23 protein-coding genes and 5 tRNA genes are annotated in these 25,591 nt (G+C 46.9%); 11 read left to right on the top strand and 17 right to left on the bottom strand.

Features of this window, described 5'->3' with window-relative positions; genetic code table 11:
* Window positions 1–59: 59 nt before the first annotated feature.
* A complete protein-coding gene (locus GJB59_RS04635; protein WP_142828711.1) occupies window positions 60–1,127 on the bottom strand; it encodes a phosphotransferase family protein in 1,068 nt (355 codons plus the stop codon).
* 337 nt (window positions 1,128–1,464) lie between these two features.
* Here GJB59_RS04635 and rsgA point away from each other — a divergent pair, with 337 nt between their 5' ends.
* The gene (gene rsgA, locus GJB59_RS04630; RefSeq protein ID WP_142828709.1) at window positions 1,465–2,520 is read left to right on the top strand and encodes a ribosome small subunit-dependent GTPase A; all 1,056 of its coding nucleotides are present in this window, start codon (window positions 1,465–1,467) and stop codon (window positions 2,518–2,520) included.
* Between the two features lie 34 nt (window positions 2,521–2,554).
* On the opposite strand, the gene GJB59_RS04625 is transcribed toward rsgA, so the two are convergent.
* The 4 genes from GJB59_RS04625 to GJB59_RS04610 all read right to left on the bottom strand — a co-directional run bounded on the left by GJB59_RS04625 (window position 2,555) and on the right by GJB59_RS04610 (window position 7,895).
* Window positions 2,555–3,196 (bottom strand): response regulator, encoded by a 642-nt coding sequence (locus GJB59_RS04625; protein ID WP_142828707.1) that lies wholly within the window; start codon window positions 3,194–3,196, stop codon window positions 2,555–2,557.
* A 15-nt stretch (window positions 3,197–3,211) separates the two neighbouring features.
* Entirely contained in the window at window positions 3,212–4,327 is a 1,116-nt protein-coding gene (locus GJB59_RS04620; protein WP_142828705.1) for a GAF domain-containing sensor histidine kinase, read from the bottom strand.
* A gap of 132 nt (window positions 4,328–4,459) precedes the next feature.
* Window positions 4,460–6,160, bottom strand: a complete 1,701-nt coding sequence (locus tag GJB59_RS04615) for a phospho-sugar mutase (protein ID WP_142828702.1) — start codon at window positions 6,158–6,160, stop codon at window positions 4,460–4,462.
* Window positions 6,161–6,350: 190 nt separating this feature from the next.
* Complete coding sequence (locus GJB59_RS04610) at window positions 6,351–7,895, bottom strand: carbon-nitrogen hydrolase family protein (protein WP_142828700.1); 1,545 nt, start codon at window positions 7,893–7,895, stop codon at window positions 6,351–6,353.
* A 132-nt stretch (window positions 7,896–8,027) separates the two neighbouring features.
* On the opposite strand from GJB59_RS04610, the gene GJB59_RS04605 reads away from it, so the two are divergent.
* From GJB59_RS04605 to GJB59_RS04595, 3 genes are read left to right on the top strand one after another with little or no spacing between them, the layout of a single operon-like run.
* Window positions 8,028–8,459, top strand: coding sequence for a disulfide oxidoreductase (locus tag GJB59_RS04605; RefSeq protein WP_142828698.1), 432 nt, complete (start codon window positions 8,028–8,030; stop codon window positions 8,457–8,459).
* On the top strand, window positions 8,456–8,926 hold the full coding sequence (locus tag GJB59_RS04600; protein WP_142828696.1) for a thioredoxin family protein: 471 nt from the start codon (window positions 8,456–8,458) through the stop codon (window positions 8,924–8,926). Before GJB59_RS04605 ends, GJB59_RS04600 begins: the two co-directional genes overlap by 4 nt.
* A gap of 54 nt (window positions 8,927–8,980) precedes the next feature.
* A complete protein-coding gene (locus tag GJB59_RS04595; protein ID WP_142828694.1) occupies window positions 8,981–9,826 on the top strand; it encodes an RluA family pseudouridine synthase in 846 nt (281 codons plus the stop codon).
* Window positions 9,827–9,863: 37 nt separating this feature from the next.
* On the opposite strand, the gene GJB59_RS04590 is transcribed toward GJB59_RS04595, so the two are convergent.
* The gene (locus GJB59_RS04590) at window positions 9,864–10,694 is read right to left on the bottom strand and encodes an aldo/keto reductase (RefSeq protein WP_185960081.1); all 831 of its coding nucleotides are present in this window, start codon (window positions 10,692–10,694) and stop codon (window positions 9,864–9,866) included.
* A gap of 150 nt (window positions 10,695–10,844) precedes the next feature.
* Between GJB59_RS04590 and GJB59_RS04585 the strand changes: the two genes are divergently transcribed.
* Window positions 10,845–12,146 (top strand): NCS2 family permease, encoded by a 1,302-nt coding sequence (locus GJB59_RS04585; RefSeq protein ID WP_142828692.1) that lies wholly within the window; start codon window positions 10,845–10,847, stop codon window positions 12,144–12,146.
* 39 nt (window positions 12,147–12,185) lie between these two features.
* Here GJB59_RS04585 and GJB59_RS04580 read toward each other — a convergent pair whose 3' ends face one another.
* The 3 genes from GJB59_RS04580 to queG all read right to left on the bottom strand — a co-directional run bounded on the left by GJB59_RS04580 (window position 12,186) and on the right by queG (window position 14,448).
* On the bottom strand, window positions 12,186–12,494 hold the full coding sequence (locus tag GJB59_RS04580; RefSeq protein WP_142828690.1) for a hypothetical protein: 309 nt from the start codon (window positions 12,492–12,494) through the stop codon (window positions 12,186–12,188).
* 325 nt (window positions 12,495–12,819) lie between these two features.
* The gene (gene trmL / locus GJB59_RS04575; protein ID WP_142828688.1) at window positions 12,820–13,293 is read right to left on the bottom strand and encodes a tRNA (uridine(34)/cytosine(34)/5-carboxymethylaminomethyluridine(34)-2'-O)-methyltransferase TrmL; all 474 of its coding nucleotides are present in this window, start codon (window positions 13,291–13,293) and stop codon (window positions 12,820–12,822) included.
* 9 nt (window positions 13,294–13,302) lie between these two features.
* Entirely contained in the window at window positions 13,303–14,448 is a 1,146-nt protein-coding gene (queG, locus tag GJB59_RS04570; RefSeq protein WP_142828686.1) for a tRNA epoxyqueuosine(34) reductase QueG, read from the bottom strand.
* Window positions 14,449–14,513: 65 nt separating this feature from the next.
* Here queG and GJB59_RS04565 point away from each other — a divergent pair, with 65 nt between their 5' ends.
* Window positions 14,514–15,176, top strand: a complete 663-nt coding sequence (locus tag GJB59_RS04565; protein WP_142828684.1) for a B3/B4 domain-containing protein — start codon at window positions 14,514–14,516, stop codon at window positions 15,174–15,176.
* Window positions 15,177–15,464: 288 nt separating this feature from the next.
* Complete coding sequence (locus GJB59_RS04560) at window positions 15,465–16,511, top strand: C45 family autoproteolytic acyltransferase/hydrolase (protein ID WP_142828682.1); 1,047 nt, start codon at window positions 15,465–15,467, stop codon at window positions 16,509–16,511.
* 20 nt (window positions 16,512–16,531) lie between these two features.
* Here the strand turns inward: GJB59_RS04560 and GJB59_RS04555 are convergent, their stop codons facing one another.
* The 3 genes from GJB59_RS04555 to GJB59_RS04545 form a co-directional block, all read right to left on the bottom strand.
* Window positions 16,532–17,611 (bottom strand): C45 family autoproteolytic acyltransferase/hydrolase, encoded by a 1,080-nt coding sequence (locus GJB59_RS04555; protein WP_142828680.1) that lies wholly within the window; start codon window positions 17,609–17,611, stop codon window positions 16,532–16,534.
* A 158-nt stretch (window positions 17,612–17,769) separates the two neighbouring features.
* Window positions 17,770–18,270, bottom strand: a complete 501-nt coding sequence (locus GJB59_RS04550) for a VOC family protein (RefSeq protein ID WP_142828678.1) — start codon at window positions 18,268–18,270, stop codon at window positions 17,770–17,772.
* A gap of 35 nt (window positions 18,271–18,305) precedes the next feature.
* Window positions 18,306–20,987, bottom strand: coding sequence for a cation-transporting P-type ATPase (locus GJB59_RS04545; protein ID WP_142828676.1), 2,682 nt, complete (start codon window positions 20,985–20,987; stop codon window positions 18,306–18,308).
* Between the two features lie 175 nt (window positions 20,988–21,162).
* On the opposite strand from GJB59_RS04545, the gene GJB59_RS04540 reads away from it, so the two are divergent.
* The 4 genes from GJB59_RS04540 (at window position 21,163) to GJB59_RS04525 (ending at window position 24,512) form a co-directional block, all read left to right on the top strand.
* Entirely contained in the window at window positions 21,163–22,359 is a 1,197-nt protein-coding gene (locus GJB59_RS04540; protein ID WP_142828674.1) for a M20 family metallopeptidase, read from the top strand.
* A gap of 46 nt (window positions 22,360–22,405) precedes the next feature.
* Window positions 22,406–23,239: a DUF3100 domain-containing protein gene (locus tag GJB59_RS04535; RefSeq protein ID WP_142828672.1), complete on the top strand. Its 834-nt coding sequence runs from the start codon at window positions 22,406–22,408 to the stop codon at window positions 23,237–23,239.
* Entirely contained in the window at window positions 23,223–23,675 is a 453-nt protein-coding gene (locus tag GJB59_RS04530; protein WP_142828671.1) for a hypothetical protein, read from the top strand. The genes GJB59_RS04535 and GJB59_RS04530 overlap by 17 nt, the downstream gene beginning before the upstream one ends.
* A gap of 309 nt (window positions 23,676–23,984) precedes the next feature.
* Window positions 23,985–24,512, top strand: coding sequence for a hypothetical protein (locus tag GJB59_RS04525; RefSeq protein ID WP_142828669.1), 528 nt, complete (start codon window positions 23,985–23,987; stop codon window positions 24,510–24,512).
* A 291-nt stretch (window positions 24,513–24,803) separates the two neighbouring features.
* On the opposite strand, the gene GJB59_RS04520 is transcribed toward GJB59_RS04525, so the two are convergent.
* The 5 genes from GJB59_RS04520 to GJB59_RS04500 form a co-directional block, all read right to left on the bottom strand.
* Window positions 24,804–24,887, bottom strand: a tRNA-Leu gene (locus GJB59_RS04520).
* A 262-nt stretch (window positions 24,888–25,149) separates the two neighbouring features.
* Window positions 25,150–25,233 (bottom strand) — tRNA-Leu (locus tag GJB59_RS04515).
* A 9-nt stretch (window positions 25,234–25,242) separates the two neighbouring features.
* Window positions 25,243–25,316, bottom strand: a tRNA-Cys gene (locus tag GJB59_RS04510).
* Window positions 25,317–25,383: 67 nt separating this feature from the next.
* Window positions 25,384–25,459 (bottom strand) — tRNA-His (locus GJB59_RS04505).
* 20 nt (window positions 25,460–25,479) lie between these two features.
* Window positions 25,480–25,553, bottom strand: a tRNA-Trp gene (locus GJB59_RS04500).
* Window positions 25,554–25,591 lie beyond the last annotated feature (38 nt).

Here is a 25,591-nt window from a genome sequence, read left to right as displayed (position 1 = left end):
TCTATACCCTGCGCGCAATAGCGTCACCTCGTTCAAATTTACCAAATTCTCCTATATCCTTACTTTTTGGAAGCAGTCGCTAACGCATGGGCCATCAAACTTTTGACGAATTGATTAAAATGCGCAAACCGGGGATCTTGTGTCTGCCCCTTTTTATACCGATAGTAAATCTGCTGGATGATGACCGCCAGCTTAAAATACGCAAACGTCAAATAAAAGTTCATATCCGAGACGTCACGCCCACTTTTTTCGCCGTAGCTCGCGATAAACTCTTCACGGCTATAGAATCCTTTCAACACCGTTACGGGTGCTTTCCCAAGCCCACTTTTCAATAAATCCGGGTCTTCCGCCTGAATCCAATAGCTCATGGCAGCGCCCAAGTCTGCGAGCGGATCTCCGACTGTCGTCATTTCCCAGTCAAACAATCCCGTTATTTCCGAAAAATCCTCCGAGAACATTGCATTGTTCAGCTTAAAGTCATAATGGATTATCGCAGGTGCCTGCGAGACGGGTATGTTCGCAAGCATCCAGCCCGTAAGCTGGTCTATGCCTTCAATCTTATCTGTTTGCGCACGTTCATAACGGCCGATCCACCCCTCGACTTGCCGCTGCATAAAACCTTCTGGCTTTGCCATATCAGCCAAAGCGGTTTGTCTGTAATCCAGCGAATGAAGTTCAACCAAAGTGTCGACCATTTTCTCTGAAATCTTCCGTCCCACTTGTTCGGTTGCTTCAATTACCTCTGGAAACTCACTGTCCAACACGATACCATGCCTTCTTTCCATAATAAAAAAGGGGCTGCCGATAATGGATGCGTCATCTGAATAGACCAAAGGCTTTGGCGCCGTCTTAAAAATGGGATAGAGCGCAGACAGGATCTTGAATTCCCGTTCCATATCATGTGCTTTAGGTGCGACGGGACCAAGCGGCGGCCGTCTCAGTACCGCTTCCCAACTTCCGATTTGCAGAGCGTATGTTAAATTGGAATGCCCCGTGCCAAACTGGTGTATACGAAGCTCCCCTTGAGGCAAGTCTTTGATGTTTTTGCGCAGAAATTGTTCAAGTTTATCCTTGTCGAGCTCTTCTCCTGATCTTACGGTAATGATCATGCCTTTTTGCTCTACCATTTCTTCACCTCTTTTGTTTCTAATAAGTTTAGCTGACTGGAATAATCGGAATAGTCACTTTATGTTAGCGCTATCATCCATTTAATGCAAGAAGCCTCTTTTCCAATATTCCAAAATTTTTCTTGACCGGAAAGGAGATTTCATTTATCGTTAATGTAACTTGAAGAAAGAGGTGAGGCATTATGGCTATTTTATTTTTGAATACGCAATTCCAGTCTATAGTGTCTCCTTCTGTGTATCGCTGACGATACGCTTCTTCCATTATGCCCGGAGACCACGGACTGCGAATTGCGCGCATCCGTGGTTTTTTATTTTGCATAATTAGGAGGAAACAACATTGACTAAGATAGAACAGTATGGCTGGAACAGCAGCTGGCAGGAAAAAATAAACGCACCGGGAATTCCTGGACGCGTCACTTTAGAGCATAAAAATCTATACCGCGTCGTCACGAACAATGGAGAATGGCTTTGCTCCCTGTCCGGCAAATACAGGCACCAGCACAACCACACCGATTTTCCATGCGTCGGTGACTGGGTTATGGCCGAACAAATGCCGGGTGAAGAAAAAGGCATCATCCATCAGGTGCTGCCCCGCACTTCCCAGTTTTCCAGAAAAACGGCAGGTGAAACTTCCGATATCCAATTGATCGCCGTCAATGTAGATTATGTCTTTTTGGCGATGTCGTTAAATCATGATTTCAACGTCCGGCGCCTGGAGCGTTATTTATTAGCTGCCTGGGATTCGGGATCGAATCCTGTAATCGTGTTGACGAAGAAAGACCAATGCCCGGACATCGAACCGTACTTGCGGGAAGTCGAGAGCGTGGCATTCGGGGTTCCGGTATACGCAGTGTCGGCAGTTACCGGCGAAGGAATAGAAGAACTGCAGCATCAGCTATCCGGTTCAAAGACTGGCGCCTTGCTTGGTTCTTCCGGAGTTGGAAAATCATCGTTGATCAACGCTCTGTCCGGCAGCGAACGGATGCTGGTCCAGGATATCCGTGAAGATGACAGCAAAGGCCGCCACACGACTACACACCGCGAAATGATTCTACTGCCCGCCGGCGGATTGATGATTGATACTCCCGGCATGCGTGAATTTCAGCTTGGGGATTATTCCGAAGGTGTGGAAGCAGGCTTCAGCGATGTGGAAGAGTTGGCACTTGCCTGCCGATTCCGTGACTGCGCTCATAATGACGAGCCCGGGTGCCGCATACAGAAAGCCCTTCAAAGCGGCGAGCTGGATGCCGGACGTTACCAGAGCTACCTGAAGCTGAAGCGCGAGCTCGCCCATATGGAACGGAAAAGTGATGTGGCAGCGCAAAAAGCAGAACGCAATAAATGGAAGCAATTGACCAAAGACTACCGGAAACGTCCAGTTAAAAAACGGTAAAAAAGAGTGCGACGGAAAATTCCGTTGCACTCTTTTATCTTCTTTCCGGCTCTGTCAGTCCGTGTTTGACAGCGTAAAGCGCCGCCTGCGTCCGGTCCTGAACAACCAGCTTGATGAAAATATTGGAAATATGGGTCTTCACCGTTTTTTCAGTGACAAACAATGCAGACGCAATTTCCCGGTTGCTTTTGCCCTTCGTCAATTCAGCCAGCACTTCCTGTTCTCGCGGAGTCAACTGATTGATCGTATGCGGTGCAGGTTCGGCTGGAGCTTTCATAAGCTCGGACGAAGCTTTCGGGTGAAGTGTGTTTTCACCGCGCATCAAACTGCGCAGCGATGCCACTAATTCATCAGGTTCAATATCTTTCAATTGGTAGCCAGCAGCTCCCGCTTCAATTGCCGGAACTACATGGTCCTGATCTGAAAAACTGGTAAGCATCAGCACAATCATATCCGGAAATTTCTCCTTGATCAATCGGGTGGCCTGGATGCCGTCCATGACCGGCATCATCAAATCCATCAACACAATATCCGGCTGAAGCACAGCAGCCATTTCTACGGCTTCTTTGCCATTTACTGCTTCGCCAACCACTTCAATATCTTTTTGTGTTTTTAAAAAGAACAGCAAGCCTCGCCGCACCACATGATGGTCATCGGCTATCAATACTTTCACCATGATTTTCACTCCCTATTAATACGGAATCCGCACCAGGATTTCCGTTCCCTTGCCAATTTCACTCGACCAATCAGCTGTGCCGCCTTCTGTTTCAGCGCGGTCGCGTATACTATGGATGCCGATAGATGGCAGATTGACACCGTGGTCAAAAACAAATCCCCGGCCTTCATCCCTCAGCACCAATAAAACATCTGTTGCGGTAACCGACAAATACAACTCAACTTTATTGACCCCCGCGTGTTTCCGGACATTGTTCAATGATTCCTGGGCAATCCGAAACAAGGTCTCTTCAATGCGTGACGGCAACTGGATAACACCGGTCATTTTAGTTTCGACTGTCAATCCGAGCATTTCACCATAGCCTTTGATGGCATCAAGCAGTCCGCTTTCAAGTCCTTTTGGCCGCAGTTGCCAAATTAACGCCCGCATTTCATTCAACGCTTCCTGTGTCAGGTGCTGGATATCGCGAAACGTTTCCTGCACCGATGGGTCTTGGGACATTTCCACCCCTCCACGGGCAGTCAAGGTCACCGAAAACAGCAATTGATTGACCGAATCATGCAGATCGCGGGCTAACCGGTTGCGCTCCTTTACAAGAGCCAACTCCTGTTCCTGTTTGGTCAAGCCAATCCGCTTGATTGCAGAACCAATTTGAAAAGCGACCGATTCCAAAAGAGCCAATTCGTCTGCAGAAAAACCGACAGTATCCGGTGCAGCAATATTCAACAGGCCGAACTTCTCCTTGCCTGACTGCAGCGGAACCGTAGCATGATGTGTAATGCTGCCGGGTTCACGTGATTTTGCCGGCATGGCATTTTCAATTCGTTGACATGCAATAATATTGGATGCTTTTTCCAGATCGCCATCATGATAGCGCTTGACGCACCAGCAGCCGCCTTTTTGCAGATGCCGGCAATTATTGCCTTCCAAAGATGCCGGCAAATTCGCCTGTGCCACCAATTGATGCTTGCCCTTTTCATCAATAAAAAAAATCCAGGCTGTTTCAAAAGTAGAACCGCTCAATAACTTTCGGATGGCGCCTTCCAACATGCGCACCATGTCCGTTTCCTCATTAAGCAGTTCGGCTATTTCTTTCAGTAACGTGATATTGGAAGGTTCTCCGACCGCCATAAATGCTCACCTCATTCGTACTGATTTAACCATACACGTTTTCAAAAAAATCCTCCCTCGTACTTTTGTACGAGAAAAGCGGAAGCAGCCCTACTAGTAAGAAAAAGCCCCCTTTTCAGGGAGCTGGTTAAATTAACGGCTATTGACTTCTTCCAAAAATGATTTTTTCAGAAGTTCCAGCTTTTCGTCGCTTTCCTGCTGGGTTGCAGCCGTGATGCCGAAATAATACTTCACTTTCGGTTCTGTGCCGCTTGGGCGAACACACACCCACGAGCCGTCCTCCAGGAAGTATTTGATGACATTCGATTGCGGCAATTCGATTTTTTCATTAGTACCCAGATCGACAAAACTGCGATTTTGGGTTTCGTAGTCTTCAATCGATACAACAGCAATGCCGGCAAGCGCCTGAACCGGCTGTTTCCGCAAGTCTTCCAGCAGCGCGGTGATTTCACGTGCACCCTCGATGCCTTTTTTGGTGACGGATACCAGCGATTCCCGGTACCAGCCAAAACGGTTGTACAGCTCAATCAGAATATCATAGAGGTTTTTGCCTTGTTTCTTATAGAAGGATGCCGCTTCGACCAGCAATAAAGTCGCCTGCACCGCATCTTTGTCCCGGGCAAAGTCCTTGATCAAATAGCCGTAACTTTCTTCGTATCCGAATAAAAACTCAAATTGCGGGTCCGCATCATTATGCCGTAATTTTTCCCCGATAAATTTGAAGCCTGTTAAGACATCTTCGCAGCCGATTCCATAAGATTCAGCCACGACACGGCCGAATTCCGAGGTAACAATGGTTTTAAAGATTCGGCCATTTGCCGGCAAGGTATCTTTTATCTGCTTTTGGCTCATCAAATATTCTATCAGTATCGCTCCGGTCTGATTGCCGCTCAGCAACTCGTAATGCCGCCCGCTCCAGACTGCAATGCCGACGCGGTCTCCGTCCGGATCGATGGCAATCAGCAAGTCGGCTTCAGATTTTCTGCCATATTCCTCAGCTAATTCAAATGCCTCAGCTTCTTCCGGATTTGGAGAGCTGACCGTCGGAAATTCACCATTTGGCTCCATCTGTTCGGTCACATACGTTATCTGATCATAGCCCGCATGATCCAACAGCCGTTTGACTGTTGCACCGGAAGCTCCATGAAGCGGTGTAAAGACTGCAGAAATCGGTCTTGCGTCATGCTCCTGAACGGTCAATACGTTGGCCAGATAAGCTTCATCCAACTTTTCATCGATCCGCACAAGCAGCGACTCGTCAAACCCTTCGTTGACAATGGCCAGCTCGTCCTCGACGCGGCTGACATAGTCGATAACGCGGTCAGCATCTTCCAGGTTCAACTGGGCGCCGTCTTCCGCATAGACTTTATAGCCGTTGTATTCCGGCGGATTATGGCTGGCCGTGATGACAATGCCCATAAATGCATTCAAGTAGCGAACGCTGAAGGAAAGCTGCGGCGTCGTCCGTGTGCTGCTGTACAAATACGTATGGATGCCGTTCGCAGCAAAAGTCCGGGCTGCTTCTTCCGCAAATTCCGGAGACATGCGGCGGCTGTCATAAGCGATGACAATTCCGCGTGCCATCGCCTGCACGCCGTTATGTTTTATGTAATCCGCAATGCCTTGTGAAGCTTTTCGCACGGTATAAACATTCATCCGGTTTGTGCCGGGTCCGATTTCACCGCGCATTCCGCCGGTACCGAAAACCAGATCCTGATAGAAGGCGTCTTCCGCCAACTTTTCATCTTCTTTCAGCACATTCAGCGATTGCCGTGTTTCATCATCTAATCCTTCGTGGTCCAACCAGCGTTTGATGCGTTCTTTCCATGACATATACATTCCCCCATCTATAGTGATATAAATTTAACTATTGATCCTCACCTGTAGCTATTCTACAAAACAATCACACATTCCTGCGGAAGTTATGCCGGATCCGCCCTATTAAGATAAATTCTTTTGGTTAATCTTCATTTTACCAAATATTCCAAAGAAAAACCGCTCCCATTTACGGAAGCGGCTGTGATTAATCTTTTTTGTATTCTACCCGGTAAACATCGTGGCGGCGGTCTTTTAATTGCTTGACCGTCCCGTTTTGGCGCTGGCGGCGCAGGATCTCCAAATCGACATCCCCGATCAGCACCATTTCAAGGTTTGGATTGGTTTCTCCGACAATTCCATCACGTGCAAACTCGAAATCGGATGGAGCGAAAATGCCCGATTGAGCATATTGGATATCCATATTTTCGGTTTGCGGCAAGTTGCCGACCGTTCCGGAAATGACGGTATAAATTTGGTTTTCCACTGCACGTGCCTGTGCACAATAACGGACACGCAGATAGCCTTGGCGATCTTCCGTACAGAATGGCGTGAAAATAATATTGGCTCCCATATCTGTTGCAATGCGGGCGAGTTCAGGAAACTCGATGTCGTAGCAGATCTGGATGGCGATTTTTCCGCAATCGGTATCAAAGACACGGACGGAATCTCCGGCAGAAATCCCCCACCACTTGCGTTCGTTTGGCGTAATGTGGATTTTGTACTGCTTGTCAATCGAACCATCCCGACGGAACAGATATGCAATGTTGTAGATTTCGTCGTCTTCTTCTTTGACGAAATGCGATCCACCGATGATGTTGACGTTGTAGCGGACTGCAAGGTCGGTAAACAATTCGATATACTGAGGCGTGTATTCAGTCAGTTTGCGCACGGCCTGGCTTGGCGATGGCTCGTTGAGGAATGACATCAGCTGCGATGTAAAGATTTCGGGGAATACAACGAAATCTGAATGGGCATCTGAAGCGACGTCTACAAAGTATTCAACCTGGCTTGCCAAGTCGTCGAATGATTTGATGGCGCGCATCAAATACTGCACGACACAAATCCGGACCGGCAAACTTGTTTTGAAATGGCGTTTGGATATCGGCTTGTAATCGACATTGTTCCATTCCATCAATGTTGCATATTTGCCGGATGCCAAATCGTCCTGCAGGTAGTTCGGGTTGATGCGCATCAATTGGAAGCCGTTCATCAACTGGAATGTTAATACAGGATCGTATACTTTATGGCGCGATACCGAATCGACGTATTCCCGCGGCGACATTTCATCCGCGTGTTTGTGGTAATTCGGGATGCGTCCGCCGATGATGATGGATTTCAAGTTCAGTTCGCGGGCGAGTTCCTTGCGGGCTTCGTACAAACGCTGCCCGACTTTCATGCGACGGTATTCCGGATGCACCATGACTTCAATGCCGTACATATTATAGCCGTCCGGATTATGGTTGGTGATGTACCCGGCGTCTGTTACATCGTCCCAGGTATGGCGGTCGTCGTATTCATCAAAGTTAATCAACAAACTTGAACATGAGCCGATAACTGTGCCGTCCAATTCGGCGATCATCTGGCCTTGAGGGAAAACACCCAAATGGCTTCTTAATTGTTCTTCTTTCCATGGATCCATTCCAGGAAAGCATAAACGCTGCATTTCAAGAATTGCATTTATATCTGCATAATTCATTTCGCGAATGATCATGCTTTTTTCGAAATGGGATAAATCGAATTGCTCTGCCACAGTACAGCTCTCCTTCACAAAAGTTTCAAACTTTATTATATAGCATAGTTGTTCAGGTTGATATTATTTTACTTGTATACCGATAACAATTATAATTCTATGGAAGTATTTTTTGAAAAGAGGGAACACCAAATGACGAAACGCCAGGAAAATGTTTTGCTTTCCATGTGGGTGGTGGCACTCATTGCCACGTCGGGTTCGCTTTATTTTTCTGAAATTCGCGGTTATGCCCCCTGCGACCTTTGCTGGATCCAACGCATTTTCATGTATCCGCTTGTCATCGTCATCGGCGTGGCCTATGTCCAGAAAAATGTGCGGATCGCAACAACCACACTGATTTTCTCCATTGTAGGCGGAGGGATCTCCCTGTACCATTACGGTTTGCAGAAACTCGATTTTCTGGCAGATTCCGCACCATCCTGCGGGCAAGTTCCATGTACCGGAGAATACATCAATCTTCTCGGCTTTATCACCATTCCATTTTTGGCATTGACTGCATTTATTCTGATTGCCGGAATGAGCTTGTATTTACTGAAGTCCCTTAAGGAGGAAAAGCAAAAATGAAAAAACTTTTAATCATCGCGGGAATTGTCGTTGTCATTTTCGCCGGAATCATTTTTTTGACAAGCCAGGCGAACGATGAAAAAATGGCGGATAACCCGTACGATACAGAAGATCTCGAACAGGCAACGATCGATCAATTGGACGATGAAAATTACCAAAACATTGTTGTTCCTTCTGAACTGGAAGAACAGATTGCCAGCGGCGAGCCGACTACGGTTTATTTCTTCAGCCCGACTTGCGAATACTGCCAGCAGACCACACCTGTTTTGATGCCGGTGGCTGAAGATATGGATGTAGACGTTTTGCAGTATAATCTGTTAGAGTATGAACAGGGCTGGCAGCAATACTCCATCGAAGCAACACCAACACTGGTCCATTACGAAAATGGCGAAGAAGTTTCACGTTGGGTCGGCGCTCAGCCAGAAGAGAATATTGAACAATTTTTCACTGATGTAGTTAAAAAATAACTGACAAAAGGATCATGTGCCTGGCGCATGATCCTTTTTTATGGAGGAAACCAGATGACTTGGAGTTACGAAATCAAAGATGACGGCATGACCGTCGAAGAATTGCTGAGAACCGAATGGGGACTTGGCAAGAAAGTGGTCCATCAAATGCGCATGGCCAAAAGCGTCAAAAATGAAAAATTCCAGGAAGTGGTCTGGAAAGAGCCATTGCCGGCGGGAACTGTCCTGCAGTTCGACTTGCCGCCTGCTGATTCGCCGTATGAGCCGAAACACGATGTCGAGCTGCCGGTCCTTTTTGAAGATGATCACTTTATCGTTGCCCGCAAACCGAAAGGCATGGCGACGCATCCAAACGAAGTCGGCCAAACCGATACCTTCATCAACGCCATCCTTGGCCACATCATCCGCAATGGCGGATCGTACGGTGAGCACGTCCATCGCCTCGATCAAGGAACGTCCGGCCTGTTAATGGTCGCGAAGCATCCTGTCGCTAAAAACGTATTGGACCGCATGCTGGAACAAAAACAGCTGGTTCGTGATTACGAAGCTGTCGTCAAAGGCAAAGTCCATAACAAATCCGGCACCATCGATTTCCCGATCGGCCGCGACCGCCATCACCCGACTCGCCGCATGGTTTCCCAAACGGGCCAAAGCGCCGTGACGCATTATCGTTTGTTGAAGCAGATGGAAGGAAAATCTTTGCTTCACCTGACGCTTGAAACGGGACGTACGCATCAAATCCGCACCCACCTTGCCCATATCGGCCATCCGATTGTCGGAGATACGTTATACGAAGGACCGTCCACTCAGGACGGTGCCTACCATCTTCACGCGTTCCGCATGTCGTTCATCCACCCATTCACCAATCAAAAAGTGGTCGTGGAAGATTCGGCAAGATAAGAAAAAGCAAGTTCCTTTTCAAGGAACTTGCTTTTTCTTATGCTTTAATATCGTCCGGATGTGTGCCGCTGCGCCAGTCCTGGTTCAGTCCATCAATAAGTTCTATTTCTTCTTCCGTCAACGAAAAATCGAATACCTGCGCATTTTCTTTAATGCGCGAAGGCGTTGCGGATTTCGGAATGACGATCAGATCGCTTTGCAGGTGCCAACGGATGATGACTTGCGCAATCGTCTTGCCATAAGTGCTGGCGATTTCCGAAAGCACCGGATCTTCCAATAGCCGGCCGCGTGCCAATGGAGACCAGGACGTTACCGCAATGTCCTGATCGGCGCAAAAGCTGCGAAGCGGAACCTGCGTCAGTTGAGGGTGCAATTCGATTTGATTGACCATCGGTTTGGTGTTGGCCGTTGCCAAAAGTTTCTCCAAATGATGCTGTTGGTGGTTGGAAACGCCGATTGAACGGACCAGCTTTTCATCATAGAGGCGCTGGATGGCGCGGTATGTGTCCACGTATTTGCCTTCAATCGCCCAATGCGTCAAATAAAGATCCAAATAATCAAAGCCAAGGCGCTTCAAGGAAGCTTCGAATGCACGAAGCGTTTCATCGTATCCCTGGTCAGTGTTCCAGACTTTAGATGTGATAAACAGCTCTTCCCGCTTAACGCCGGAGTTCCGCACCGCTTCGCCCACTTCCGCCTCATTGTCGTAAATTGTGGCTGTGTCAATTGCTCCATAGCCTGCATTAATTGCCGTGATCATCGCTTCTACGGCCGCTTCCTTATCGGTCATTTTGTATACGCCTAAACCAAAGCGCGGCATTTCTACACCATTATGTAATGTTTTTGTCGAGTCGATCGCTAATTTCATTATTCATCATCCTCTCTATTTTATTGTACAAATAAAATTAGATAAATTCGACTTTAAGGATTTTTTGTAAGACCCTTGCTTTCTGATAATAAAACGAATAATATATGTTTTGTTGTTTAAAATTGTTCGTGTTTTAGGAGGAGCTTTTTTATGTTTCATTTAAAAGAAAATAATACTACTATAAAGACTGAAATTACTGCGGGAATGACGACGTTCCTGACCATGGCTTATATCGTCATTGTCAATCCTGTCATTTTAGGCGCTGCGGGTGTCCCGTTTGACCAAGTGTTTTTGGCGACCATCATTGCGGCTGCCATCGGTACCCTTTGGATGGCGTTAGCCGCCAATTACCCAATTGCCATTGCGCCGGGCATGGGTTTGAACGCCTATTTTACGTCCATGGTGCTGGGTTCAGACGGTGCCATTGACTATGTTACTGCCTTCGCGGCAGTGTTTATCGCTGGCCTCATTTTCGTCTTGCTGTCGTTGACTTCAATGCGGAAAGTATTGATCGAGGCAATTCCTGAAAACCTGAAGCATGCCATCACAGCTGGAATCGGCCTGTTTATTGCTTTTATCGGCATGCGGCTGAGCGGCTTGATTGTCGCCAATGAAGCCAACCTGGTCGGCTTGGGAGATTTGACTTCCCCACCGGTTGCATTGACGCTGCTCGGTTTGCTGATTACCGTCATCTTTATGTCTTTAAACATTCATGGCGGCATTTTCTACGGAATGATCGTTACCGGTATCGTCGCCTTTTTCACTGGCCAATTAAAATTTGAAGGCGGCTTGATGCAGCTTCCATCATTGCCTGAAGGCATCCTAATTTGGAATCCGATCGAAGCGCTCCAATTGGTCATTGAATTCGGCCTTTACGGCGTCGTCTTTTCATTCCTATTAGTAACCTTGTTTGATACGACCGGTACGATGATCGGTGTAGCCAAGCAGGCTGGCTTGATGAAAGGCAATAAAATGCCGAGAATGCGCCAAGCGCTGCTCGCTGACTCTGTGGCTGCTACAGCGGGCGCAATGGTCGGGACAAGCCCAACTTCAGCTTATGTGGAATCATCTGCAGGCGTTGCAGCAGGTGGGCGCACCGGGCTGACCAGTTTGACGGTTGCTGTTCTGTTTATCATCGCCGCCTTTTTCGGACCATTAGTCGGCGCCCTATCCAATGTGGCCGCGATAACAGCACCGGCATTGATCATCGTCGGAAGTTTGATGATTGGCGCAGTAAAACACATTGAGTGGGAAAAATTCGACGAAGCTTTCCCTGCATTTCTCATTGTCCTGGCGATGCCGCTAACTTCAAGCATCGCAACCGGTATTGCTTTCGGGTTTATTTCCTATCCGTTGATGAAAGTGTTCAAAGGGAAAGGCAAATCGGTTCATCCGATCCTGTATGTATTTGCTGTCTTGTTTGTCATTCAATTGCTGATTGCACCCCATTAAATTATTGCGTTAAAAAAACCGCCAAAAGGCGGTTTTTTTTTAGATGCGTGCTCTGTTGCCTGTCATTGCTGCAGTAATCAGCAAGACGGCTGCTGTAATCAAATGGAACACCCAGCCAATACCTGGAATCCAGGCGATCACGCTTGTAATGATCCCAAGAATCGACCCTGATTTCGGTGAGTATTCCCGGAAACAGAAGAACAATGTAATCGCATGAAGTACAAACATGACACCTAAAGCCGAATAGCCGGTGCTGATGACAAAGCCTCCGCCAATTAATGGAATCGCTAGAAACGCTTCAGCCAGACCCGTGATCCACAGCAAAGCGACAGAAATTTTCATTTTCATCTATTATCATCTCTTCTTTAACTTTCTTATCTACTGTATACGGACGAACATCGAAAAAGTTTCATTTTCTTTCCGTCGACTAACTTTCGCACCGACAGAAATTATCCACATTTCAGTGGATGTTGCATATTTCATTTTTCCCTGTGGTAGGCTATACTAAACAAAGATGCACATTTCAAGGAGGTCATTATTATGAACTTAATCCTTATTTTGGGTATTTGTGTTTCGTTCCTGGTAGCTATTTTCACTGCTGGATACGATGACAAGCCTGGAACAAACGAAAGAGAATAGTACAAAAGGACAGCGGAATCCGCTGTCCTTTTTTCTATTCCAGGCCGGGATAATCCTGCTGGCGCAAGGCTTCATACATCAGAATGGCGGCCGTATTCGACAAATTCAACGAACGGATATTGTCATTCATCGGAATGCGCAGGCAATGATCCGGATTTTGTTCGATCAATTCCTTCGGCAAGCCTTTGGTTTCCTGTCCGAACACAAAGAAATGGTCCCGTTCTCTGTCCGAGTAGTCGAATGATGTATGCGGCTGTGCACCAAATTTCGTAATATAATAAAAATCCCCATCCTTATAGCTGTCAAACAACTCCTGCAGGCCGTCGTAATAATGAATATCGACATGCTCCCAGTAATCAAGTCCGGCACGTTTCAGCATCTTATCGTCCGTGGAGAATCCGAGCGGACGGATCAGGTGCAGTTTTACTCCCGTCCCTGCGCATGAACGCGCGATATTTCCTGTATTCGCTGGAATCAGCGGCTGGTACAACACAATATGAATAGCCAAATCTGTCACTTATCCTTTCAATCTTTCAGCAAAAAATGCCAATCCTTTTTGAATTTCTTCTTGAACTTCTCTATCTTTTTCTTCCTGCTGTGCACGTTTTAGCGCCTCTAGGCCTTCGGCTGTTCCAATCTTGCCGATTGCCCAGGCCGCCGTCCCCCGTATGACCGGCCGTTCGTCGCTCACCAGTAAATTGATCAGCGCAGGCACTGCAGACGTTTCCTTGAAATGCGCCAGCGCCAATATGGCGTTTCGCTGGATCGGCTTTTTGCCCCGCCACGAACCGGACACATATCCGAACTTTTCCTTGAACTCCCGATTGGAAATGGTCAATAGGGGCTCAAGCAGCGGCTTTGCGATTTCCGGATCCGGCTCGAACTCAGCATGGATCCGATTGGCTTTGCGCTTGTTCTTCGGACACACGGTCTGGCACGTGTCACAGCCATACAGCCGGTTGCCGATCTTGCCGCGAAATTCATCCGGCAGAAAGCCTTTTGTCTGCGTCAAAAACGAAATGCAGCGCTGAGCGTTCAACTGGCCGCCTTCAACAATTGCATCTGTCGGACACGTATCGATGCACAACCGGCAGTCGCCGCATTGGTCTTCCATGGCCTCATCAAAACGGAACGGGATGTTGGTGATCATCTCGCCGAGATACACATACGAACCAAATTCCGGCGTAATGATGTTGGTATTCTTCGCGCTCCAGCCAATGCCGGCGCGTTCTGCCACTGCCCGGTCAGACAGCTCTCCTGTATCCACCATTGACCGCATACGCGCTTCCGGGTAATGCGCCGCAATGAATGCTTCCAGAAGCGTCAATCGCTCTTTAAGGGCCGCATGGTAATCCTTGCCCCAGGACGACCGGGAAAAAATCCCTCGCCGCGCACCTTTCACACCCTGCGGTGCATCCGCCATCCGTGTTGGATAAGCGATGGCAATGGCGATGATACTAACTGCTTCATTCAGCAGCAGATCGGGCCGCGTCCGTTTTTCTATATCTGACTCTTCAAACCCCGACTGGTAATTCAACTGCTGCTGGCGAATCAATTGATGCTTTAAGCTATAAAAAGGTTCTGCTGATGCAAAGCCGATTTTATCAATTCCGATCTCCGAGGCATACGCAACAAGCTCTTTTTGAAATTGATCAAGATTCATGTCGTAACCCCTCACTCAATTCTATGATACGATAATAAAAACCCTTACGCGAAAGGAAGATTGCAATGAAACTGACAATCGATCCTCAAATAAATGAAACGCTCAGCGATTTTAAAATTGGCATCATTCATTATAACAATATCACCGTTTCCGAGTCACCTCAAATGTTAAAAGGCCGCCTCCAGCTTTTTCAGGAGCAGCTGTATTTTGATTTGGAAGATAAAGACCTGACGGATTTTCCTGGACTGCTCGAATGGCAGTTGATCTGGAAAGCATTGGGGGCTGACCCTAGCCGTTACCGGCCATCTGCAGAAGCGCTTTACCGGCGGATCAAAAAACAAAATTACTTGTCAACGATCAATTCCGCCATAGACATGAACAGTTTCCTGTCGCTGCAATACGAAATTCCGCTCGGGCTGTACGATGCGGATAAAATTAAAGGCGATGTTGAAATTGCCGTTGCGACTAGTTCAGACCGCTACGAAGGTTTGAATAACCGCGTCAATACCTTGACCGGCATTCTCGTATCCAAAGATACGGAAGGTGCATTTGGCAGTCCCTATGTTGATTCGAAACGGACAGCTGTCACCGAACAGACAAAAAATGCCTTACATATCTTTTACCTGCGCCCTTCCACGGAAAGAGATACCGCTTTGCAGCTCTTGACTGCCGCTTCCAATATGTTTACCGGCATCAACGGTGGAGAGGCGGAGTTTTACGTAGTTTAACGTTAAAATATAGAATGGCTGACGCTCTACGAAAACAGAGCGTCGGCCTTTTATTTATCCAACCAGTTTTTGGTATTGTTTGAATGGAATTTCTTCTCTCTCTCTTCGCAGCTAATTTCAGCTCGTTTTTAAGCTATAAATTCCCCAGCATCGGCGCGTACAGGAGCTAAGCAGCATCTAATAACTTGCCCACTATAGTAAACTCCATCCTGCAGGCATATTCTTTTCTATTCCCACTGCGATGCAGTAAACTCTTCTTACATTGACGAATAAAAGAGGGATCCATACATGAAACGAGTGCATAGCGACATTGTCCAGTTTCGGGGAAGCCATTACGATTTTGGCCGGATGCAGGGAGAATTGCTGAAAGAGTCATTGATTCTCCCCAACCGCAAAAAGCAGCGCAAAGCTTCCAGCCGCCATTTGATCATAGACGAACAACGCGCACAAAACATATTGATAACTTTAGCTCCGCGAGTTTGGGAAGAAATAAATGGTCTGGCCGATGCCCTGGACTGGCCGATGCATGATGCCATCCGTGAGTTCGGCGGCTATTACCTGGAATACACAAGGAGCGGCTGTTCAATTTACACCGAGTCCGATTTTATGGTCCGCAATTACGACAGTTCCCCCGAAGGCTATGAAGGGCGATTTGCCTTGTATCAGCCGACAGACGGCGGATTTGCGACCATCGGACCAACCATGCAAATTACCGGCCGCACCGACGGCATGAATGAAAAAGGCTTGGTAATGGGCTATAATTTCATCAACCGCCGAAATTCTGAGGACGGTTTTATCTGCAATATGATCGGCCGCCTGATTTTGGAAAACTGTGCCACTATTGGTGATGCAGTGGCGTTGCTGGAAGAACTGCCGCATCGCCGTTCCTTCAGCTATGTGCTATTGGACCGCACTGGAAAATCGGTCGTTGTCGAAGCTTCGCCGCGTTCAGTGGTGGTACGTGAATCAGCTGTTTCCACCAACCATTTTGAACTGCTGGTGGAGGAAAACCGCTACCAGACAGACGACTCACGCAGAAGAGAGCAAGCAATGCTTGCGCAGCAGCAAAACCAAATCGATGCGTACAGCGCTTTTCGGCTGTTGAATGACTCCGATAAAGGCGTCTTCTCGAAAAAATACAGTACGGCATCCGGCACCCTGCATACCGCTTCTTATTTCCAGCACAGCCTGGAAGTCGGGTTTGCTATAGGACCTGACCGACTGCCGCTTATGCTCGATTTCGAAAAATGGCTGCAGGGCGAAAGGCTTTACGCCAAACGCATCAACGGAAAAATCGATACGCACCTGCCATTTGCACATATGGTTGAACTGTAAAAACGAAAGGCGCCAGCAATTTAAATGCTGGCGCCTTTTTCCTGTTTAGTTGGAAACTGTCTGTCCACATGGGCAAAACCGATGTCGGTATCCACCGCGCCGTGTATTTTCTGAACTTTTAACTCTTTTCCCTGCAGCCAGCTGTCAAAATTGAAAACTGTGGGTTGCTGATTTCCGCCAATCGCGAACCAGACGCTTTTTTCTTTCGGCAAATAAAGGGACGTATGTATAGTCCCTGCCCAGCTTTTATACAACTTTGAAAACACACCCTTCTCTGTATCGTTGAACAGACGGAATGCCTGCAGTGCATCTTCTGTTTCGTTTTGCTGGTTGTGTATGGCTTCCAGGCGGTCAAACGAATCTTTCAGGTAATTGCGGTTTTCGTGCTGCTGGATTTCAAAATGATTGGTGCAGGCATTGCTGACCCGAACGTCGACCGAGCGAGGGCTTGCTTCAATGATACGTGTTTCACCGCTTGGGTCGGTCACAATGTAACTGAACGATCCACGATGAGGAATCTCTTTCAGCAATGCCACTGCCTCCTGGATGTTGGAGCAAGTTTCCAAAATGATGCGGCCAATCAGGTAACAGACAAATCCATCTCCAGGGTTTTTCCGGTGTGTAAAGTTATAGCCCATGGCCAGCCCTTTTTCATTCATGCCGTCCATTCGTCCGGTAATGCGGGAAGTTGGACCGATAATAGCGTACCCCTGGTCGTTTGGCTGAAACAGGCTAAACCGCCCTTCGTAGGTTTGCGGATGAAAGTCGTAGTTGCGGACCATGAAGTCTGTTCCGGTAACAATCGAACAGCCGGAAGGCATCGCATCGATCCGGTAGCCCCCGAAATCTCGCAGCACATCTTCCATTGGCAATTGGAGGCTTTCCTGAAGACCCGTCAGTTCATCCCAGATTCCCGGCGCGAACTTGCGGTAGGCATTTTGCGTATCCTGTACATCTATTTCAAACCTCGGCCTTTTCGCCTTCCATTGCTTAGTACGATTGTCCAGAGTGATGCTGTCTTTTAAAATCTCTCCTTGCCTAAACCCAAAATCGTAATGGCTTCCTCTAAATTCCAAAATGTCGCTATGTATAGGTCTCATCAAATTCTCCTTTGTTCTGCAGAATTACCTATTATGTTTCAGCATACACATTTCCAGAACGAAACTCAAAAGCTCCGTTCTGAAGATCCCGGGAGCCACAACACAAAAAATCCTGCCTTATGGACTCATAAGACAGGAACAGCCACTGCACTTCGTTGTTATCCTTCGTAGGCGCGCCGCAATACGTTCAGATCCAGCTTCTTCATTGGCATTAGCGCTTCCATAACCCGCTCTACTTTTTCTGTGTCTGCATCGACAATCATGCTATTCAACTCAGTTGGCACCACTTGCCAGGAAACTCCGAATTGATCCTTCAGCCAACCGCAGACTTGCGCTTTTTCATCACCGCCATCGGTCAGTTTGTCCCAGTAATAATCTATTTCGTCCTGAGACTCACAATTGATGATGAACGAAACCGCTTCAGTATATGGAAACGCCGGACTGCCATTTAACGCCAGAAAGTCCTGTCCTTCAATCTGAAACTCGATTGTCAAAACTTTCCCTGCGTCTATGCCATGAATTTCCTTGCCAGCGTAGGTGTAATAGCTCGTACGTCCGACTTTTGAGTTTTTGAAGACCCTTGTGTAAAAATTGACCGCTTCCTCAGCATTCATATCAAACCATAAATTCGGTGTGATTTTTTGAATTTTGCTGTCCACATTCTTCTCCTTCTTCCCGTTTAAAACTGCAGTGGCTATGTATCAGTTTTAAGGGTTTTTTCCGATTTTCTGTACTGGCGGACAATCCATTTCTCCAGTTCCACGATAATAAACACTGAAATCCCAATTACAATCGGCCATGTCCAAAACTGCACTTCCAATGGAACGGTTCCAAGCAGAATGTTCATAAACGGCACGTAGGTAACAGCCAGCTGCACAGCAACCAGGATACCCGATACCAAGAACGCAATTTTATTCGAGAAAAAATCTCGGCTTAACGCAAACTCTGTTTCGCTCCGGCAATTGAATAAATACATCAATTGCGACATCACCAATGCCTGCAGCGTCATCGTATTGATGATCGCCGGATCCACCTGCTGGTCTGCCAAAAGCATATTCATTAATAGGATTCCACCACAGATGATGAGTGAAACAAAAGCGACGCGGAAAATATAATAAGGGCTCAGCAACTTCGCATCCGGTTTTCTCGGAGGCCGTTCCATTGCTCCTGGTTCCAATTTCTCGAAAGCAATTGCTAAGGAAATGGTGACCGCTGAAATCATATTCACCCAAAGGATTTGGACTGCCGTCAAAGGCAAAGCGGTACCGAACAAAATGCTGACAAAGATCAATGCGCCTTCCGAGACATTTGTCGGCAGAATGAACAGGATGGTCTTTTTCAGGTTGTCATAAACGCGCCTGCCTTCTTTCACGGCATTGACAATCGTACTGAAATTGTCATCCACCAGCACCATGCCAGCTGCTTCCTTCGATACTTCCGTCCCTTTTATCCCCATTGCCACACCAATGTCCGCGCGTTTTAAAGCCGGTGCATCGTTGACACCATCACCGGTCATCGCACAAACATGATGTTCAGCCTGCAGCGCTTTGACCAACTGCAGCTTGTTGTTTGGGCTGGTGCGCGCGAAGACATCGTAATTCAATGCTGCATGCGTCAATTGCTGGTCATCCATCCGATCCAGCTCTCTGCCTTCAAGTACGCGTTTGCCGTCTCCTATGCCCATCTGAGCCCCAATTGCCACCGCTGTATCTTTATGGTCGCCAGTGATCATTTTCACGATGATCCCGGCCTTCTTGCATTGCTGTATCGCTTCGATGACTTCTTCCCTTGGCGGATCGATGATTCCTGCCAATCCGATCAGATTGAATCCGGATTCCATATCCTCCTGATCAATGGAGAGTTTGGAAGTGCTGACTCCTTTTACAGCAGCTCCCATTAGCCGCTCTCCTTTATTAGCATGCTGATACATCTTTTCATGCCACTCCGTCCCTTCTCCAGAAGAGGATTCCAAATCGGCCATTTTCAATAAACGCTCTGGCGCCCCTTTTACATAAATCCATTTACTCCCTCCATTTTCGACCAAAGCTGCCATGTATTTATAGCTTGAATCAAATGGGATCTTCGACAGAATTGGAAGTCGCTCTACAGCATCCTCCGCTTTTTCTGCGAGTGTGATGAGACAGCCTTCTGTCGCATCTCCGCTGATCACCCACTGGCCTTCTTCATCACATCTTAAATGTGCTTCATTCACGGTTTTAACAGCCGTTAAAAATTCCAGCAAATCTGGATGATCTTCCAGAATTGCTGATTTTTTGTCGTGAAGAATCGTTCCTGTTGGTGAATAACCGGTTCCGGTCACGGAAAATTCTTTATCTTTTAGCATCACCGAAGTGACAGTCATTTCATTTTTCGTCAATGTGCCTGTTTTATCCGAACAAATTACGGTGACAGCTCCAAGAGTCTCAACAGATGGCAGATTGCGGACAATGGCATTTTTTCCCGCCATGCGCTGTACGCCAAGCGCCAAAATTATTGACAATACGACCGGCAGACCTTCGGGAATCGCTGCTACAGTCAATCCGATAATTGCCAACAGCAAATCGGCTGTTTCGTAATCATGGAACACATAACCGATGCCGAACATTACAGCTGCACTGATGACAATGATCAGTGAAATCACTTTTCCAAAAGCCGCCGTCTGCTTTAACAGTGGGGTCTGCAATTGATCGACTTCTTCCATTGAAGAGCTGATTTTCCCAAGCTCGGTATTTGCTCCGATCGCAACAACAATACCCGTTCCTGAACCAGAGGATACTGTTGTACCCGCAAACAGCATATTCAGACGGTCACCCAATCCGGTATCATCCGGCAGCACAGCCGAATTTTTTTCGACCGCTGTTGATTCACCTGTCAGTGAAGATTCCTCCACATTCAAATTGTCCGCTTCCAAAATCCGGATATCAGCAGGAATCCTGTCACCTGCCGTAAGCACCGCAATATCTTCAGGTACCAATTCGGCTGACGGCACTTCCCTTCTAACCGAATTCCGAAGAGTTGTCGCTTTCAATGACAGCATTTTCCGAATGCTGTCCAATGCCTTTTCCGCTTTGCTTTGCTGGATATAGCCAATAATTGCATTGATGACCACAACCATTAAAATTACAGCTGTATCGACATAATGCCCCAAAAAGAAAGTGATGACAGCGGCACCGAGCAGCACATAAATAAGCACATCGTTGAAATGCTTGAAAAACTTGATGAGTGCCGGATCTTTCTTGGGTTCTGGCAGCTCGTTCGGCCCAAATTCCGCCTGGCGATTTGCAGCCTCTTCTTCACTCAGGCCAGTGTCCGAATCTGTCTTGAAAATCTTCAGTAAATCCGCAACGCCTATCCCGTACCAGTTTTCCGTTTTCATAATTATCCTCCTTCAGGTAGTGGAAATAGAAACGGCTGCGCTAATTTATAAGGTTAATAGATTTTCTTATGTCGCCTATTCTAAACTGAATCTTTCCTTTTTTCCATATATTTCTTATAGTTTGAGTTGAATAATTATGATAGGATGGGAATATTAATTCGTAGGAGGGATTCCAGTGAATCAACTATTTGAAAAGCTTGATGAATTATATGGTGAGATTGTAGATATTCGACGTTATCTTCATGAATACCCAGAGTTATCTTTTGAAGAAGTGGAAACTGCTAAGTACATTGCCCTTTTCCATGAAAAGCTGGGTCATGAGGTTCGAACAAACGTTGGCGGAAACGGTGTACTTGCCTATTTGAAAGGCGGCAAACCCGGCCCCACTATCGCTTTGCGGGCTGACTTTGATGCATTGCCCATTCAAGAACAAACCGATGTCCCTTATAAATCCAAAAATGAAGGCGTTATGCATGCCTGCGGACATGATGGCCACACTGCCAGCTTGCTCGGTTTGGCAAAAGCGCTAAACAGCATACAGGCGGATATTGAAGGTACAATAGTGTTTTTGCACCAGCACGCAGAAGAATTGCCGCCAGGCGGCGCGAATGCCATGATCGAAGATGGCTGCCTCGAAGATGTCGACGTCATTTTCGGCACCCATCTTCAAGCACAGATGCCTTTGGGGGAAATTGGGTATCGATCAGGTCCGCTTCAAGCCGCTCCAGACCGCTTCGATATCAAAATCCTGGGGAAAGGCGGACATGGCGCAAGTCCGCATGATACGAAAGACAGCATCGTAATTGGCGGACAGCTGATCAACAACCTTCAGCAGATCCTCAGCCGCCGAATCGACCCTTTAGAATCGGCTGTCGTTTCCATCTGCAGTTTTGAAGCAAAAAATCCTTACAACGTCATCGCAGACACCGCCGAAATGGTTGGAACCGTGAGGACATTCAAAGAGGATATCCGCAACTTTATCGAAGAGGAAATCGACCGCGTCATCAAAGGAACCTGCCTTGTTTCAGGTGCAGATTATGAATATACCTATACCCGCGGCTACCCGACCACGGTCAACCACGAAGAAGAAACAAAGTTTGTAGCGGCTCTCGCACCTTCTGTTCCTGGTGTAGAGAACGTCAGAGAAACAGAACCAATCATGGGCGGTGAAGATTTTTCCTATTACCTCCAACATAAAAAGGGAACATTTTTCTTTACCGGTGCTAAAAGCCCCGAAGATAGTGAAGCCTATCCGCATCACCATCCTAAATTCAATATCGATGAACGAGCCCTCTTGATTGCCGCGAAAGTTTTAGGAGCAGCTGCATTAAACTACACGAAAAAAGATCAACCCGCTGTCAACGCAAGCTGATCATTGATGGAGAGAAGTTCTCCCACACAGAAGGAGTAGATGCTAAATGGGCGAACAAGCTCTTAAGTTGTGGAAAGATTGGCGATTGCATGTTATTGTTTTGGCAATTGTCGCTGTAACCGAATCGATTGGTACATTCGCTATTCCCCTTGGACCTGGAACCATCCTTTTGCTGCCGATGCTATATGCGGTGGTAATCGGCTTGGCTTTGTATTTCACTCCATTGGTAAACGATAAACAATCAATCAATGCCGAACCCTTGGTATTCCTCTCAGTTTCTGTATTGATCGCGAAGTTTGGCGTACAGGCAGGACCTGCACTGCCACAGATTATTGAAGCGGGACCTGCTTTATTGCTTCAGGAATTCGGGAATCTCGGAACCATTTTCCTGGCATTGCCTTTAGCCGTATTTCTTGGGCTTAAAAGAGAAAGCATCGGCATGACACATTCCATCGGCCGAGAAGCCAACCTTGCCTTGATCACCGATAAATACGGGTTGTCTTCTCCTGAAGGGCGCGGCGTGATGGCCATGTATATTTTCGGGACCGTCTTCGGATCGATTTTCATCGGATTGATTTCAGGATTTTTGGCGACCGTAACACCTTTGCATCCGATTTCGTTTGCCATGGCAACAGGCGTCGGCAGCGGCAGTATGGCGGCTGCTTCTCTCGGTCCCCTAGTCGCTGCATTTCCTGAGATGAGTGAAACGCTAACCGCCTTTTCAGGAGTCAGCAACTTGATTTCTTCAGTGACCGGCTTATATATGAGTATTTTTGTCGGTTTGCCATTGACCGTCAAGATGTATGAAATCCTATCAAAAAATAAAGAGAAAAAAGAAAAAGCGGCGAAAGGGGGCGTAAACTATGTTAAAAAGTCTTAAGGAATGGGTTTTGGTCTTCATAATCATCGGTGCCATCATGCTGACGGGAAATTGGATAGGCTATGATGTATTGCCTTGGAATGCGCTCCCCGGAATAGCCATCCTGATCGGTATCAGCCTTGCCGGATTGATAGTTCACCGCCTGCTTCCTTTCCAGCTGCCCAGTATCGCTTATATCGGCATTATCGGCCTAATTTTGACAATTCCCGGCATGCCTGGAGCCGAGCAGATTGTCATGTATACGACTGAGGTCAACCTTTTGGCCATTGCCACGCCGATCTTAGCTTATGCAGGCGTATCCATTGGCCGCTCGTGGTTCGACTTTGTGCAATTGGGTTGGAAAACCATTGTCATCGGCATGTTCGTCCTGCTAGGCACATTCCTCGGGTCAGCCGTTATTGCCGAAGTCATTCTTCGCTTTCAAGGAATCATTTAAATCCACTAAAAGGCAGACGCAAAGTTTAAAACTTTTGCGCCTGCCTTTTAATTTCTTTTGTTATGGAAGCGTACATAATATTCATTAAAAGTACTCAGTTCCCTTCAGCAGATTCTTACGTGAGTGTAAACTTTTTAAAAGAACTTGCTTCCAATTTATGGGTTTGAATTAACGCAATCTAGTTATATAAAATATAAATGGACTTTTTTTATTTTATCTATTGTACTTTACAAATAAAGGTTTATAATTGATGATGAAAATAACATTTTCTTGATACATATATCATATATTTATCAAGGAGGAATTAAAATGAAGAAGTTTGTCGTCGCTACCATGGTCGCATTTCTCAGTTTGTCCACCATGTCCAGTGTTGCAGCCCATCCACACCATGACGGCAGAGATGATCATGAGTTCAGTGTACGGGAGGAGTTAGCCATCAGCAAAAAAGCACTGAAGAAGTACCGGGACATTGATGTTGCATTAGACGAAGGATTTGTTGGATTAGTACCTGGTGCCTGTGTGCCAAATATGGGAATTCATCTAGTCAAACCGAGCCGAGCAGATGACGCGAAACTTCGCATCAAAAAACCAGAAATCTTGGTTTATGAGCCACTGAAAGATGGCAGCTACAAGCTAGTCGCAGCTGAATGGTATGTACCGGCAGAAGAAACTGATAAGACTCCAAAATTATTCAAGGAGAAATTCCAAGGACCGATGGATAACCATGACGGTTCTGAAGGTCAGCATTATGACTTGCACGCATGGCTCTTTAAAAAGAATCCAGACGGAATGTTCTCACCGGAGAACAAGCGTGTAAGCTGTCAGTATGCTGAATAACAAAATAGATTTTCAATGTTATGAGATAACAAATGTACCGGTGTAAAGCAAACTTTACACCGGTACATTTTTATTGCCCTTGTAAACTATCAAAAGCCAATTCTAACGTAAAATTGCGGCATCGGCTATTCTGCTTAGCTGTCTAAACCAGAATGCTAGCAAGTGCCTGATAAACAGCATTACAAGGAACCCTTTCCTGGCATACAGTTTTTACTTCAGTTCCAATATATGGAGCAAAAGAAAAAGGCCCTGACATTTAAGTCAAGGCCTTTCTTTATGGCGTATTGCGTATACCGGCGGTCGGGGTCGAACCGACACTCCGGTGAAGGAACGGGATTTTGAGTCCCGCGCGTCTGCCAATTCCGCCACGCCGGCAAGTATTGATTTAGCGGACAAGAATTATTATAGCACATCTTATTTCACTCGCCAATACTTTATTACTATAAAATTGTTTTGCAGCATTTGCAGTTATTAATTTAAAACCAGGATCTTTAGATTCCACTTTAGCCAAGAGCTGCGGATTTCTTACCTTACTATAGAACATGCACTCAAATTAGTTTTTATTCATTGAAAAACCCCTTCACTATGATTGCTCACAGTGAAGGGGTTTATAAAGGGCAGGCAGGCCCTTTGATGATACCGGCGGTCGGGGTCGAACCGACACTCCCGTGAAGGAACGGGATTTTGAGTCCCGCGCGTCTGCCAATTCCGCCACGCCGGCAAAACATTATGGAGGCGGCAACCGGACTCGAACCGGTGATAAGGGTGTTGCAGACCCATGCCTTACCACTTGGCTATGCCGCCAAAAATNCAGGGCATGACGGGATCAAAACCCGTTGCCTTACCGCTTGGCTATACCCCATTAATAACTTGGGGCGGACGAGGGGAATTGAACCCCCGAGTGCCGGAATCACAATCCGGTGCGTTAACCACTTCGCCACGACCGCCAACATAAAAATTTTAAAAATGGCAGGGGCAGTAGGAATCGAACCCACATCGGAGGTGTTGGAGACCTCTGTTCTACCGTTAAACTATGCCCCTAAAAACTGGTGGTGGGGGGCAGATTCGAACTGCCGAAC

It is taken from the genome of Planococcus soli (assembly GCF_016881065.1).
In the GTDB taxonomy this organism is placed as follows: Bacteria; Bacillota; Bacilli; order Bacillales_A; family Planococcaceae; genus Planococcus; species Planococcus soli.
The sequence above is the reverse complement of the archived record's forward strand: the minus strand, read 5'-3'. Positions and strand labels throughout refer to the sequence as shown.

Bases quoted from the DNA above. Each gene is read 5' to 3' on its own strand.
- GJB59_RS04555 (WP_142828680.1), bottom strand. From the start codon at position 17,611: ATGAGACCTATACATAGCGACATTTTGGAATTTAGAGGAAGCCATTAC.
- queG (WP_142828686.1), bottom strand. From the start codon at position 14,448: ATGAATCTTGATCAATTTCAAAAAGAGCTTGTTGCGTATGCCTCGGAG.
- GJB59_RS04535 (WP_142828672.1), top strand. From the start codon at position 22,406: ATGGGCGAACAAGCTCTTAAGTTGTGGAAAGATTGGCGATTGCATGTT.
- GJB59_RS04625 (WP_142828707.1), bottom strand. From the start codon at position 3,196: ATGGTGAAAGTATTGATAGCCGATGACCATCATGTGGTGCGGCGAGGC.
- GJB59_RS04585 (WP_142828692.1), top strand. From the start codon at position 10,845: ATGTTTCATTTAAAAGAAAATAATACTACTATAAAGACTGAAATTACT.
- GJB59_RS04615 (WP_142828702.1), bottom strand. From the start codon at position 6,160: ATGTCATGGAAAGAACGCATCAAACGCTGGTTGGACCACGAAGGATTA.
- GJB59_RS04530 (WP_142828671.1), top strand. From the start codon at position 23,223: ATGTTAAAAAGTCTTAAGGAATGGGTTTTGGTCTTCATAATCATCGGT.
- GJB59_RS04600 (WP_142828696.1), top strand. From the start codon at position 8,456: ATGAAAAAACTTTTAATCATCGCGGGAATTGTCGTTGTCATTTTCGCC.
- GJB59_RS04590 (WP_185960081.1), bottom strand. From the start codon at position 10,694: ATGAAATTAGCGATCGACTCGACAAAAACATTACATAATGGTGTAGAA.
- GJB59_RS04560 (WP_142828682.1), top strand. From the start codon at position 15,465: ATGAAACGAGTGCATAGCGACATTGTCCAGTTTCGGGGAAGCCATTAC.
- GJB59_RS04525 (WP_142828669.1), top strand. From the start codon at position 23,985: ATGAAGAAGTTTGTCGTCGCTACCATGGTCGCATTTCTCAGTTTGTCC.
- GJB59_RS04580 (WP_142828690.1), bottom strand. From the start codon at position 12,494: ATGAAAATGAAAATTTCTGTCGCTTTGCTGTGGATCACGGGTCTGGCT.
- GJB59_RS04620 (WP_142828705.1), bottom strand. From the start codon at position 4,327: ATGGCGGTCGGAGAACCTTCCAATATCACGTTACTGAAAGAAATAGCC.
- GJB59_RS04605 (WP_142828698.1), top strand. From the start codon at position 8,028: ATGACGAAACGCCAGGAAAATGTTTTGCTTTCCATGTGGGTGGTGGCA.
- GJB59_RS04565 (WP_142828684.1), top strand. From the start codon at position 14,514: ATGAAACTGACAATCGATCCTCAAATAAATGAAACGCTCAGCGATTTT.
- GJB59_RS04545 (WP_142828676.1), bottom strand. From the start codon at position 20,987: ATGAAAACGGAAAACTGGTACGGGATAGGCGTTGCGGATTTACTGAAG.
- GJB59_RS04635 (WP_142828711.1), bottom strand. From the start codon at position 1,127: ATGGTAGAGCAAAAAGGCATGATCATTACCGTAAGATCAGGAGAAGAG.
- GJB59_RS04595 (WP_142828694.1), top strand. From the start codon at position 8,981: ATGACTTGGAGTTACGAAATCAAAGATGACGGCATGACCGTCGAAGAA.